This window comes from Bacillus cereus group sp. MG9, assembly GCF_040459995.1.
In the GTDB taxonomy this organism is placed as follows: Bacteria; Bacillota; Bacilli; order Bacillales; family Bacillaceae_G; genus Bacillus_A; species Bacillus_A mycoides.
In genome coordinates, this window is the sequence record NZ_JARVHC010000001.1 from 1,489,856 (window position 1) to 1,502,506 (window position 12,651).

Below are 12,651 nucleotides of genomic sequence, written 5' to 3' on the forward strand. Positions count from 1 at the left end.
TGGTGAACAACATGAGAAAACGAATTCCTGATTTTGAAGAGGAGTTAGAAGTTGAGCAAGTGGAAGAAGATGAAAGTTTACCGCCGCGTAGTGAAATTCATAGAAATAAAGAGAACAAACCAAAGTTTAAAATGAATCACATTTTCGTCCGAGTGTTAACATTTTTGTTCATATTGTTACCTATTAGTATCCTATGGTATACAGATAAGTATATACAGGTAAAAAGTGATAGTAATAATGCTGAGAAAAGTGCGTTTGAAGTAATTTTCTTTGATTCCGCTAAGACTGAATCAAAGAAGCAGTCTGAGAAAGTAGCAACTCATGTTGTGAAAGATGGAGAAACTTTAGAAAGTATAGCGAAGCAATATTTCTCAGATGAAGATGGGATAGAAATAATAAAAAAGTATAATGATTTACAAGAAGACGAAGTGAAGGTAGGACAAGAATTGAAAATTCCTATAAAAGATAAGTCCACGAAGTATGAGAGCTAGCTAAATGAGTGATATATAGCTCCACATAAAATTAAGGACTATACTTTACGAGGAAGGAGAGTAAAAAATATATGTCATGGATTATATTATTATGTACTCTCATATGCATTGGTTTTGTATGTCTTCTTGGAATGTATAAAGAAGCGATGCGTAATACAGTGTTGGAACATACTTTAGTATTCGAAGAATTTCCGGAAAGTTTTCAAAAAGTTAAAGTTTTTTTTATTTCGGATATTCATAGAAGGATCATTTCTAGCTCGCTAATTGAACGAGTGAAAGGAAAAGCAGATATCGTAATTATTGGCGGTGATTTAGCTGAAAAAGGAGTACCTTTATCGCAAATCTCTTTAAATATTCAAAAGTTAAGAGGAATAGCCCCTGTATATTTTGTATGGGGAAATAATGACTATGAAATTGAATATCACGAATTAGATGCTTTATTAATAGAAAATAATGTGAAGGTATTAGATAATACAAGAGTTGTATTTGAATCTGAATTAGGAGAGAAAATTTGCTTACTCGGTATCGATGATGTTGGATTAGAACGAGATCGTTTAGATTTAGCGTTGTCTGATTGTAAAGAAGAAGGTTTTCGCATTTTAATTAGTCACAACCCAGATATAATAAAGAAAATGTCTGGTAATGAACAAATTTCGCTCGTATTAAGTGGACATACACATGGAGGCCAGATTCGGTTGTTTCCATCTGAAAAGTATTTAAAGGGTGGCATATATAAGCATTCTAATACGACTCTCTTTGTTAGTAATGGGTATGGAACAACATTGTTCCCTCTTCGTTTTCGGGCACCTTCCCAAACACATATCATTACGTTATGCGGAGGGAAATAATGCCGAATTCAAATGGAAAATATAATATAAAAGCTGTCTCAAATATACTCGGAATTCAACCGAGTACACTTCGCGCATGGGAAAGACGCTATCATATTATTGCCCCAAAGAGAAATCGTGCGGGGCATCGTTTATATACAGAAGAGCATATTCATATTTTGAAATGGTTAATGAACAAAGTTTCTGAGGGGATGATGATTGGACAAGCAGTTCAGTTATTAGAAGGGAATCGGTTGCAGAACAACGTTCAAAAAGAAAAAATTACTGATACAGAAGTTGTTTTAGTGGACGATATACTACAAGCTTTGTTAGAATTTGATGAAATTACAATTTCTGCATTATTAAACGAGGTTTTTAGTATATATTCAACGGAAAAGGTTGTTGCAAGCATCATTCTTCAAGTGGCAAACAAGTTGTTAACTTTAAAAAGTAATAATGAGATTACAATGTCGCAATTCAAATATGTTGTATCATTCTTACAAACACGTTTAGGAATGATCTATCATAATGCGTCGGTGTATTCTTCCGTTAACAAAGTTTTCGTTTTAGAAAATAATATATTAAAAGGATTTATTTTCGCGACGTATTTACGACTAAAAGGATATCAAACAATGTATATGGGGACAAGTTTAGATGAAGAAGGTATTTTACTAGCTATTGAACAATTACAACCTAAATATTTGTTTATATCTTTTGATGATGAACGAGAACTTGAAGAGGCAGTAGAGTTTATTGACTTGTTGCAAGAAAAAAATGAAAACATCTCTGGTGGTTTTATAGGAAGAAAAGGCATTGGAGATCAATTAAATCTTCAAAATATCCTAATTGGTAACACGAAAGAAGAATGGGATGGATGGTTAAAGATGTCGGAATAGTCGTTCGAAAAGAACCATCTATTTTCTATTTCATATAATAAAAATTAGATGCAATGGTTACGTAGGGAGGGTATGAGATGAGACTGGAACGTTTAAATTATAATAAGATTAAAATTTTCCTAACATTTGATGATTTATCTGAACGAGGATTAACGAAAGAAGATTTGTGGAGAAATGCACCGAAAGTACAGCAACTATTCCGTGATATGATGCAAGAAGCAAATACAGAATTAGGGTTTGAAGCGGATGGACCGATTGCTGTTGAAGTATTTTCTCTACAAGCTCAAGGTATGGTTGTAATTGTAACAAAAGAAAATCACGAAGTGGACACAGAAGATGAGTTCCGTGACGAGTTTATTGAAATGCAAGTGACTCTTGATGAAAGTGAACATATACTTTACGAGTTTGCTACATTAGATGATGTAATCAATTTGTCAAATCGCTTATATAACCTTGGTGTAACTGATGGGAAGTTGTATACGTGGGATGATCGTTTTTATCTTTGGATAGAAGAAGAAGAGCAATTTCAATTATTGAAGGCGGATTTTATAGCTATTTTAGCGGAGTACGGTAATCCGTCAACAGCAACAATTTACCGCGTAATGGAATATGGTAAAGAATTAATGGATTCTCAAGCGATTGAACAAATATACAATTACTTTGTGAAAAAACAAAACCTCAGCTAATGTAACGTAGCTTGAGGTTTTATTTTTATTCAGCTGAAAATCTAAAATCTATAAAACGAAGTGTAGGTAACAAGACTAGCCGATCTGTATGTTAAAATGTAATCAGTATTTCTTGATGAAATAATGGTTTTATCGAATGTATTTTGATGAAAATAAAAAATATTTAAATATTTAAGTATTTTACTTTTCTAAAAGCAATAAAAGGACTATAATAATAGTGAAAACGCTTGCAATACAAAATAGTTTGTATATATTTGTTAGCGTTTTCTATTGCATTCCAAATTTAACGGTGTATACTAGGCAATGAAGGTTTACTAAACAAGTGAAATTACAGGGGGTTTACTTACTATGGTAGCCGAAAAGGGAACTCAAACGAAAACACAACAACAAGGGGAACAACATTTTGAATTGTTAAATTCAACACAAATTGTAATTAATGAAGCATTAGAAAAATTGGGTTATCCAAACGAAGTATATGAATTATTGAAAGAACCAATTCGTATGATGACAGTGAAAATTCCAGTTCGTATGGATGACGGGACTGTTAAAATATTTACAGGATATCGTGCACAACATAATGATGCTGTTGGTCCAACGAAAGGTGGAATTCGCTTCCATCCAAACGTAACAGAAAATGAAGTGAAAGCACTTTCTATTTGGATGAGTTTAAAATGTGGTATTGTTGATTTACCATATGGTGGAGGTAAAGGTGGAATCATTTGTGACCCACGTGAGATGTCTTTCCGTGAATTAGAAAGATTAAGCCGCGGTTATGTACGAGCAATTAGCCAAATTGTTGGTCCGACAAAAGATATTCCGGCTCCAGATGTATTTACAAACTCACAAATTATGGCATGGATGATGGATGAGTATAGCCGTATCGATGAATTTAATTCACCAGGATTTATTACAGGTAAACCACTTGTATTAGGTGGATCACACGGACGTGAAACAGCGACTGCAAAAGGTGTAACAATTTGTATTCGTGAAGCTGCGAAAAAACGTGACATTGATATTAAAGGTGCACGCGTTGTTGTTCAAGGATTTGGTAATGCGGGTAGCTTCTTAGCTAAATTTATGCATGATGCAGGCGCGAAAGTAATTGCAATTTCAGATGCTTACGGTGCATTACATGATCCGAATGGATTAGATATTGACTACTTACTAGATCGTCGCGATAGCTTTGGTACTGTAACAAAACTATTTAATAATACAATTTCAAATACAGAACTGTTAGAACTTGATTGCGACATTTTAGTTCCTGCTGCAATTGAGAACCAAATTACAGAAGAAAATGCTGATAAGATTAAAGCGAAAATTGTGGTTGAAGCTGCAAATGGTCCAACTACATTAGAAGCAACAAAAATCTTAACAGATCGTGGTATCTTACTTGTTCCAGACGTATTAGCAAGTGCTGGTGGCGTTACGGTATCTTACTTTGAGTGGGTACAAAATAACCAAGGTTACTACTGGACTGAAGAAGAAGTAGAACAACGTTTAGAAAAAGTAATGGTAAAATCATTCGATTCAATTTATGAAACATCACAAGTTCGTAAAGTGAACATGCGCTTAGCTGCATACATGATTGGTGTTCGTAAAATGGCTGAGGCTAGTCGCTTCAGAGGTTGGGTATAATATATAATGTTTTGAGAAAACGTGATTTCCTTTCGAGGGAATCGCGTTTTTTTGTTGAAGTATTAAATGAGGTGTTGTATATGGGGAATGAAATAATGGAACGAGTAGACCAATTAGAAGAAAAGGTTAAGGTGTTAGAGGGTGAACTTGCAAGAGCTAAGAGCCCGAAAAACAAGTGTCGTTCGGGTGTTCGGCGAAGGATTATTATTTTTAATATTTGGTGCAGTTGTAGTTGGACCAATTATCGCGTTTATATTCACAATTATTACTTGGTTTGGTGAAAAATAGAATAAAAAATAAAAAAGAACGCTTGTTCTACACGAACAAACGTGCTATACTTTCCTTAGATAAGCAAAACGGAAATGATTTTAAGGAGAGATAAATGATGAAAATGACAGTAGACCAAAGATTTATGATGCCAGCAGATGTTGTAGAACGAGTGGAAGTATTACGAAACAAACAAAGCAAGCGTGGCACATTATTACAATCGGTAAATAAATTTTTCGGTTTAGATACGAAAGAAGATTGTATTTGGTTTTACGGTTTTTACGGAGTGGCTGTAAGTATTGTATTATTTATGGTATTCACATCAAATATTTTCGATGTTCTCTTCGCATAAGAAATATGCCATAAGGACATTGCCACCGAATACATATATAAGGAAGTAAGGTAATTTTTTAGAGCGGGAGTTGGTAGTAATGGCGATGTTCCCTATAGAGCGTAACTATATTGGGTATGGAAATTCACGACCAGGAATTCCTCTTTCAAAAGTAAGATTTATTGTAAGTCATGACACGGGGAACCCTGGTAGCAATGCGATAGGAAATCGGGATTACTTTAATGAAATACAACCGAAAGCTTCAGCGCATACATTTATTGATGATAAAACAATATTAGAAATTGTCCCTATAAATGAAGTTGCGTACCATGTTCGATACAATGTGCCAACGGATAATGAGTTATTCGGTTATGATGCGAATAAGGCTGCAATTGGGGTTGAACTTTGCTATGGTGGCGACGTAAACTTTTGGGAGGCGTATACTCGTTTTACGTGGTATCACGCTTATTTATGTCAAAATTTCGGTTTAAATCCTAAAAAGGCTATTGTGTCACACAAAACGTTGGATCCTACTCGGAAAATCGATCCTGAGAATGTATTAGGGCAACAAGGAATTAAATTTCAGCAGTTTTTAGCAGATGTCTATCGGATGTATGTTTCGTTTAGATGACAAATATATGAAAAATGAATACAATAAAGATAGATGCCTACTGCTGTAAGTAGGTTTTTTCTTGTTTATATAAATAGAGCAGAGGTAGAAGACTAGGAGTGAACTAAGTATGCAAAAAGAAACAGTTGTTATTATCGGAGGCGGTCCATGCGGATTAGCAGCGGCGATTTCGTTGCAAAAAGTGGGGTTAAATCCGTTAGTAATCGAAAAAGGAAACATTGTAAATGCAATTTATAATTATCCAACTCATCAAACATTTTTCTCCTCTAGTGAAAAATTAGAAATTGGTGAAGTTGCTTTTATTACAGAAAATCGTAAGCCATTTCGTAATCAGGCGCTTGCGTATTATCGTGAAGTAGTAAAGCGTAAATCTATACGTGTAAATGCATTTGAACGAGTGGAACAAGTTCAAAAAGATGGTGATGTTTTTAAAGTTGAAACGACGAAGCGTGACGGAAACAAAGAAATATATGTTGCGAAATATATTGTTGTCGCAACTGGATATTATGATAATCCGAATTATATGAATGTACCTGGTGAGAAACTTGAGAAAGTAGCTCATTATTTCAAAGAAGGACACCCTTATTTTGATCGAGATGTCGTTGTAATAGGTGGTAAAAATTCAAGTATAGATGCAGCGTTAGAGCTTGTTAAATCGGGTGCACGTGTAACAGTTCTATACCGTGGTGGGGAATACTCGCCAAGTATTAAGCCGTGGATTTTGCCGGAATTTGAGGCGTTAGTACGAAATGGGACAATTCAAATGCATTTCCATGCGCATGTAAAAGAAATTACTGAGCATACGTTGACGTATACAGTAGATGGTGAGGCAAATACAATTCAAAACGATTTTGTATTTGCTATGACGGGTTACCATCCAGACCACAGCTTCTTAACAAAAATGGGAGTTCGGATTGATGAAGAAACAGGGCGCCCGATTTATATAGAGGGTAGTATGGAAACAAACGCTGAAAATATTTTTATTGCAGGTGTAATTGCTGCGGGGAATAACGCAAATGAAATATTTATCGAGAACGGTAGATTCCATGGAGATGCGATTGCGCAAACCATTGCATCAAGAGAAGAATAAAAAGAAGCTGTCGAAATCTTCGACAGCTTCTTTTTTAATCGTGCATAAACATATGTTGGATTGTTTCGTGAGAGTTTGTGTTTTCTAGTGCGACTAGTAATTTAATTCGCGCCTTTTGAGCGTTTAAACCGTAGGTGAAAACAATGCCCATATCTTTTAATTGTTTTCCGCCACCTTCATAAGAGTATACGTCTTGAACGATACCGTTAAAGCAGCGTGAAACTAATACAATTGGAATGCCTTTTTCTATTAATCGCCTTAGACTAGGAAGTGTTCTTGGAGGTAAATTACCTTGTCCAAGTGCTTCAATAACAATTCCGTCTACTGGTAGTGTTTCGATTGCTGATAATAATGTATCATCCATACCTGCGTATGCTTTTAGAACGACAACGTTTTTAGAAATCTGTCGTACTGTGCATGTTTCGTGATGCACTAAAGCATGATGGAAAACAACACCACGTTTTGTTACCATGCCAATTGGTCCGTACTGTGGACTTTGGAATGTCGCGACATTACTTGTGTGCGTTTTTGTTACATTTGTAGCACAATGTATTTCGTCATTTAATACGACTAGAACACCTTTTTCAGCAGCTTCATTACTACTAGCAACTTTTACAGCTGATAAGAAATTATATAGACCATCGGCACCTAATTCATTACTAGAACGCATTGCCCCTGTCACAACGATTGGGATAGTTGCTTGAACTGTTAAATCAAGAAAATAAGCTGTCTCTTCTAATGTATCGGTACCATGCGTGATGACTACGCCGTGAATATCGTCTTGTTTTACTCTTTCGTCAATGATGACTTGCAATTGTAGCATTTCGCTAGGAGTCATGTGAGGAGATGGAAGATGGAACACATCTTCGACAATTAAATCAACATCGCCTTCTAAATCAGGAATGAATTTTAAAAGAGGATTCTTTTTACCTGGTTGTACGACCCCAGTTTCTTTATCTTCCTCCATTGCAATTGTTCCACCTGTGTGTAAAACTAGGATTCTTTTCAATGCTTATACCCCTTTCAAGTTGAAAAATACATTTAGAACATAACATGTTTTGAGTAAATTCGACAATGAAAATGTATAAAAGTATGCTTAGAAAATGACAATAAAATAAATTACTTTAAGTGTGCTCCGGTAAGTGGTTATTAGGTTAGGTTTTGTTTATGGAAATTTATGAGAGTGGATGTGTAAGTGTAGAGAGGGAAGGAGTGAGTTTTTTTGAAAAAAGTGGAGAAAATTATAATTCGTATATTACTGATTCAATTTATTTTTCTTTCTGTCGTCCAACTGCTTTTTATACATAAATCTTCAGTGAAATATTTATCGAAAATTGTTTATTACGAAGGTGTCGTCACGAAAAATAAGGCGGAAATCTTACAGGTGAATAAGTAGTTTTCATTTTCTTCTATGATGGATTATGCTACAATTATTGAGGATTTAATGACGTGAGGCAAATGAGAAGAAGCAGGGGGAAAATACCTGCTTTTCGTTTTGTTTTATAAGTGAAAAATGAGGTGTTACAATGGATAAACGAATTTCGATTGCTATAGATGGTCCAGCGGCTGCTGGGAAAAGTACAGTGGCAAAAGTTGTTGCAAAAAAACTTTCATATGTTTACATTGATACAGGCGCAATGTACCGTACTATTACATATGCAGCCCTTGAACAAAAAGTGGATATTGAAAATGAAGAAAAGTTAATGGAAGTTGTAAAAAATGTAAATATTGAATTTCAGCAAGGGGAAAATACACAACTTGTATTTTTAAATGGACAAGATGTTTCTGAAGTGATTCGTACGCCAGATGTGACGAATCGTGTATCTATTGTAGCGAAGCATCGTCTTGTTCGTGAAGAAATGGTACGTCGTCAACAAGGATTAGCTAAAAAAGGCGGCGTAGTAATGGATGGCCGTGATATTGGTACACATGTACTACCGGATGCTGAAGTGAAAATCTTTATGCTTGCTTCTGTAGAAGAAAGAGCGGAAAGAAGACATTTAGAAAATATGAATAAAGGTTTCGATTCTAATTTAGAGCAGTTAAGAGAAGAAATTGCTAGGCGTGATAAATTAGATTCAGAACGCGAAGTTTCTCCTTTGAAAAAAGCTGATGATGCATTGGAATTAGATACAACTTCTTTATCAATTGAAGAAGTTGTCCAAAAAATTATGGGTATTGTTTCAGGAGTATTTGCGAAATAAAGAAAGAGGACTATCCTCTTTCTTTTTTTTTTGAATTGTAAAGGATAAGTGAATTATAAGTCTCTTTTCTTGACAAATGGGCTAATTTGTAAGAAGTTAGTTACAGAGGAAAAAAACTGTCAGAATATATTCGCTATTATATTTCAAATCATACTTTCTTCAAGATGATTTTGCTGTATACTATTTATATAGATTTAATATAGTTTCTTGTGAACTGTATTGAAACAGAATATGTGATGATAAATTCTTAAACATGCAAATGAAAACATTTGTTTTCATTTCGTATATACATAAAAATGCTTTGTCAATTCTGTAGGGAGGTATTTCCATGGTAGAGAAAATGAATGAAGAAGTTATGAATTCAAAAGAATTACAAGTTGGTGACGTTGTTACAGGTTCTGTAACGAAAGTTGAAGAGAAACAAGTTCTTGTAAATGTTGGATACAAAACAGATGGCGTAATTCCGATTAGTGAATTAGCTAACGTTCATATTGAAAAAGCAAGCGATGTTGTAGAATTAGATCAAACACTTGAATTGAAAATTATTAAATTAGAAGATGATGATCTTGTTTTATCTAAGAGAGCTGTTGACGCAGAAAAAGCGTGGGTAGAATTACAAGAAAAATTTAATTCTGGTCATGTATTTGATGTTATTGTAAAAGATATCGTGAATGGTGGGTTAGTTGTGGACCTTGGTGTTCGTGGTTTTATCCCAGCTTCACTTGTAGAAGTACATTATGTAGAAGACTTTGCTGACTATAAAGGAAAAACATTAGCGGTGAAAATTGTTGAATTAGACCGTGAAAAAAATCGTGTTATTCTTTCACATAAAGCGGTAGTAGAACTAGAACTAGATTCTAAGAAAAAAGAAGCAATCTCTTCGTTAAAAGAAGGGGATATTGTTGAAGGAACAGTACAACGATTAACGGATTTTGGTGCTTTCGTTAACGTTGGTGGTGTGGACGGTTTAGTTCACATTTCACAAATTTCACACGAACGTGTAGAGCAACCTTCTGAGGTATTAGAGCAAGGTCAAAAGGTAAAGGTAAAAGTGTTATCTGTTGATGCTGATACGCAACGTATTTCTTTATCAATTAAAGCAGCTCAGCCAGGACCTTGGGAAAATGTTGCTGGCGAAATAAAAGCTGGAGATATTCGTGAGGGAGTAGTAAAACGCCTTGTTACATTCGGTGCATTTGTTGAAATTTTACCTGGTGTTGAAGGGCTTGTACATGTATCTCAAATTGCAAATCGTCACGTGAAAAATCCAAATGAAGTATTGGAAATGGGACAAGAAGTAAAAGTGAAAGTACTTGAAGTCCATGTAGCAGAAAAACGTATTTCTTTAAGCATAAAAGAAACGCTTGAAGAAAATAATGTAACAGAAGATTATAGCCAATATGAGCCAAATGCTGATTCGGCTACTTTCCAGTTAAGTGATATTATTGGTGAACAACTGAAAAAATTAAAGAAATAAAGAGGGGTACAAGTGGTAAGGGCAAAACGTAAATTAGATCATATTGAATATGCTCTTTCTACTGGTCAGTCTCGTACGCATGGCTTTCATGATATTGATTTTGTGCATCAAAGCTTGCCAAATTCAAGTTATGACACTATAACATGTGAAACAAAAATCGGCGAACTTTCACTAAGTTCGCCGATTTTTATCAATGCGATGACTGGTGGTGGAGGAGAGCAAACATTACATATTAATGAGCAATTAGCATATGTAGCGAAACATCATAACCTTGCTATGGCTGTAGGTTCGCAAATGGCAGCTTTAAAAGATGAAAGTGAAGCGGCTTCGTATAAAGTTGTTAGGAAAGTAAATCCGAATGGGATTTTTTTCGCAAACTTAGGAAGTGAGGCAACTGTCGAACAGGCAGAGCGTGCCGTTGATATGATTGAAGCGAATGCACTGCAAATTCATTTAAATGTCATACAGGAGTTAACGATGCCAGAAGGAGACCGTGATTTTACTGGTGTACTTCAGCGGATTGAGAAAATAGTTTTAAAAAGTAAAGTACCTGTCATCGTAAAAGAAGTCGGTTTTGGAATGAGTAAGGAAACAGTACAACAGTTAGCGAATATAGGTATAACAGCAATTGATATTGGCGGACAAGGTGGTACGAATTTTGCTGCTGTTGAAAATGAAAGAAGACAGCGAATGCTTTCTTATTTTAATAACTGGGGCATACAAACAGCTACCTCGATTATTGAAGCAACCTCTACAAATAATAACCTCTCTTTTATTGCATCTGGGGGTATACAAACAGCACTTGACGTGGCGAAGGCAATCGCATTAGGGGCGAATACAACTGCGTTTGCTGGATACTTTTTACGTATTTTAATGCAAGATGGTGTTGAGGATTTAGTGGATGAAATTGATCTTTTACATACAGATTTAAAATTTATTATGACAGCTCTTGGCGTGAAGACGATAGAAGAGTTACAATCTGTACCTCTTGTTGTAAAAGGTGAAACGTACCATTGGTTAGCGCAGCGAGGGATTGACACTGCACATTATAGTAGGCGATAAAAAATCAACCATCCGGTTGATTTTTTTGCGTTTTATTTTCGTAAAATGAAGAGGGAGGGCGAGAAGTTATCATTCTATATAATTCTATAAATGGAAAAAAGAGAGAATTTAAATTATAATAAAAGTATATATAAATATCGTGCGGAAAAACATGGTAAAAGTAAGAAAGTATTCTTCTCTATATAGCTGGTTAGCGATAAAACAAGATAAGAGATTGCTATTTAAGAGTCAAAAGAAACAAGGAAAAATTTACGATAATTTAGGGGATGAGGATGTTAATAAAAAAGGAGATAATGTATCTTCAAATAGTAAAAATACAATAGGACGCATTACATATAATAGTGAAGATGTTAACATCCATGCACGAAATATAAGAGAAGATACAGCGGTTTCTGGATATAATAAAAAGGTTGAAATTTCATTAACTTCAAATGTAAGAGAAGGAGATTCTAGTTCAACAACAGCACAATCAGCAATTAAAACGGCGAATATTACAATCGCAGTCGGGAATAAATTGTATAGGAATCCAACGGTGAATGCAGGAAGTGGAATAGAAGCACTAATTTTGCCAAGGGAATTAGGAGAAGACAAAAATCCATCGGAAGATTCGTATGCAAATTATTATTTTAATATACCAAATGAAGTGAGTTTAAGTAATGCTGAAGTAGTATTACTTTCTGATCAAGGATATACCATTGTGAGTAGGGAAATTAAAGGAGAAAAAGAAGATATTGTAGGTGCGAAAAAAGAGGTTGAGCGAAAGTTAAATGAGATAGGAGAGACAGATTATGTACGTGTAGAGGTAAAGAGTAAAAATCCTTCTCTACATACGTATTATGTTATTACATATTCTAAAAAACCAACAGGTGTAGTTACGATTGATGCCTCGTTGAGTGATAGGGTTTATAATGCGAAAACAAAAGAATTATATTACGAGTAGAAATAAATAAAATAATTGTGTGAAAAGACGGTTTCGTACAATATCGAAACCGTCTTTTTGTATTGCCTATTTGAGGGCAACTTGATTGGTGTGAGCTAATAATCAGTGGGGATG

14 protein-coding genes and 1 pseudogene are annotated in these 12,651 nt (G+C 34.9%); 14 read left to right on the forward strand and 1 reads right to left on the reverse strand.

The genetic code is table 11. The annotated features are described in order from the left end of the window. Window positions 1-11: 11 nt before the first annotated feature. The 9 genes and pseudogenes from QCI77_RS07655 (at window position 12) to QCI77_RS07695 (ending at window position 6,854) form a co-directional block, all read left to right on the forward strand. Entirely contained in the window at window positions 12-491 is a 480-nt protein-coding gene (locus tag QCI77_RS07655) for a LysM peptidoglycan-binding domain-containing protein (RefSeq protein ID WP_002030746.1), read from the forward strand. 71 nt (window positions 492-562) lie between these two features. Beyond that, window positions 563-1,339 carry a metallophosphoesterase gene (locus tag QCI77_RS07660; protein ID WP_353824714.1) on the forward strand — a complete coding sequence of 259 codons (777 nt, stop codon included), beginning with the start codon at window positions 563-565 and terminating at the stop codon, window positions 1,337-1,339. Next, window positions 1,339-2,214: a MerR family transcriptional regulator gene (locus tag QCI77_RS07665; protein WP_002166076.1), complete on the forward strand. Its 876-nt coding sequence runs from the start codon at window positions 1,339-1,341 to the stop codon at window positions 2,212-2,214. Before QCI77_RS07660 ends, QCI77_RS07665 begins: the two co-directional genes overlap by 1 nt. 77 nt (window positions 2,215-2,291) lie before the next feature. Beyond that, window positions 2,292-2,900: a genetic competence negative regulator gene (locus QCI77_RS07670; protein WP_002011786.1), complete on the forward strand. Its 609-nt coding sequence runs from the start codon at window positions 2,292-2,294 to the stop codon at window positions 2,898-2,900. A gap of 348 nt (window positions 2,901-3,248) precedes the next feature. Next, on the forward strand, window positions 3,249-4,535 hold the full coding sequence (gudB, locus tag QCI77_RS07675; RefSeq protein WP_000225168.1) for an NAD-specific glutamate dehydrogenase: 1,287 nt from the start codon (window positions 3,249-3,251) through the stop codon (window positions 4,533-4,535). A gap of 80 nt (window positions 4,536-4,615) precedes the next feature. Beyond that, window positions 4,616-4,823 (forward strand): annotated as a pseudogene (locus tag QCI77_RS07680) (hypothetical protein). 94 nt (window positions 4,824-4,917) lie between these two features. Beyond that, window positions 4,918-5,154, forward strand: coding sequence for a DUF3961 domain-containing protein (locus tag QCI77_RS07685; RefSeq protein ID WP_002011789.1), 237 nt, complete (start codon window positions 4,918-4,920; stop codon window positions 5,152-5,154). A gap of 79 nt (window positions 5,155-5,233) precedes the next feature. Then, complete coding sequence (locus QCI77_RS07690) at window positions 5,234-5,764, forward strand: peptidoglycan recognition protein family protein (RefSeq protein WP_002011791.1); 531 nt, start codon at window positions 5,234-5,236, stop codon at window positions 5,762-5,764. A gap of 109 nt (window positions 5,765-5,873) precedes the next feature. Beyond that, on the forward strand, window positions 5,874-6,854 hold the full coding sequence (locus QCI77_RS07695; RefSeq protein ID WP_113770081.1) for a YpdA family putative bacillithiol disulfide reductase: 981 nt from the start codon (window positions 5,874-5,876) through the stop codon (window positions 6,852-6,854). Between the two features lie 34 nt (window positions 6,855-6,888). Here QCI77_RS07695 and ansA read toward each other — a convergent pair whose 3' ends face one another. Further along, window positions 6,889-7,863, reverse strand: coding sequence for an asparaginase (ansA, locus tag QCI77_RS07700; protein WP_088030883.1), 975 nt, complete (start codon window positions 7,861-7,863; stop codon window positions 6,889-6,891). A gap of 213 nt (window positions 7,864-8,076) precedes the next feature. Between ansA and QCI77_RS07705 the strand changes: the two genes are divergently transcribed. The 5 genes from QCI77_RS07705 (at window position 8,077) to QCI77_RS07725 (ending at window position 12,537) form a co-directional block, all read left to right on the forward strand. Beyond that, window positions 8,077-8,250, forward strand: a complete 174-nt coding sequence (locus QCI77_RS07705) for a DUF5359 family protein (RefSeq protein WP_002135263.1) — start codon at window positions 8,077-8,079, stop codon at window positions 8,248-8,250. 130 nt (window positions 8,251-8,380) lie between these two features. Beyond that, window positions 8,381-9,058: a (d)CMP kinase gene (gene cmk / locus QCI77_RS07710; RefSeq protein ID WP_002011798.1), complete on the forward strand. Its 678-nt coding sequence runs from the start codon at window positions 8,381-8,383 to the stop codon at window positions 9,056-9,058. Window positions 9,059-9,386: 328 nt separating this feature from the next. Continuing rightward, complete coding sequence (rpsA, locus tag QCI77_RS07715; protein WP_002126412.1) at window positions 9,387-10,535, forward strand: 30S ribosomal protein S1; 1,149 nt, start codon at window positions 9,387-9,389, stop codon at window positions 10,533-10,535. Window positions 10,536-10,547: 12 nt separating this feature from the next. Beyond that, window positions 10,548-11,597, forward strand: coding sequence for a type 2 isopentenyl-diphosphate Delta-isomerase (locus QCI77_RS07720; RefSeq protein ID WP_353824715.1), 1,050 nt, complete (start codon window positions 10,548-10,550; stop codon window positions 11,595-11,597). A gap of 151 nt (window positions 11,598-11,748) precedes the next feature. Then, a complete protein-coding gene (locus tag QCI77_RS07725; protein WP_353824716.1) occupies window positions 11,749-12,537 on the forward strand; it encodes a hypothetical protein in 789 nt (262 codons plus the stop codon). Window positions 12,538-12,651 lie beyond the last annotated feature (114 nt).

Excerpts from the sequence above, each read along its gene's own strand:
- cmk (WP_002011798.1), top strand. The coding sequence starts at position 8,381 with ATGGATAAACGAATTTCGATTGCTATAGATGGTCCAGCGGCTGCTGGG.
- QCI77_RS07670 (WP_002011786.1), top strand. The coding sequence starts at position 2,292 with ATGAGACTGGAACGTTTAAATTATAATAAGATTAAAATTTTCCTAACA.
- QCI77_RS07685 (WP_002011789.1), top strand. The coding sequence starts at position 4,918 with ATGATGAAAATGACAGTAGACCAAAGATTTATGATGCCAGCAGATGTT.
- QCI77_RS07660 (WP_353824714.1), top strand. The coding sequence starts at position 563 with ATGTCATGGATTATATTATTATGTACTCTCATATGCATTGGTTTTGTA.
- QCI77_RS07695 (WP_113770081.1), top strand. The coding sequence starts at position 5,874 with ATGCAAAAAGAAACAGTTGTTATTATCGGAGGCGGTCCATGCGGATTA.
- rpsA (WP_002126412.1), top strand. The coding sequence starts at position 9,387 with ATGGTAGAGAAAATGAATGAAGAAGTTATGAATTCAAAAGAATTACAA.
- QCI77_RS07725 (WP_353824716.1), top strand. The coding sequence starts at position 11,749 with ATGGTAAAAGTAAGAAAGTATTCTTCTCTATATAGCTGGTTAGCGATA.
- gudB (WP_000225168.1), top strand. The coding sequence starts at position 3,249 with ATGGTAGCCGAAAAGGGAACTCAAACGAAAACACAACAACAAGGGGAA.
- QCI77_RS07665 (WP_002166076.1), top strand. The coding sequence starts at position 1,339 with ATGCCGAATTCAAATGGAAAATATAATATAAAAGCTGTCTCAAATATA.
- QCI77_RS07655 (WP_002030746.1), top strand. The coding sequence starts at position 12 with ATGAGAAAACGAATTCCTGATTTTGAAGAGGAGTTAGAAGTTGAGCAA.
- QCI77_RS07690 (WP_002011791.1), top strand. The coding sequence starts at position 5,234 with ATGGCGATGTTCCCTATAGAGCGTAACTATATTGGGTATGGAAATTCA.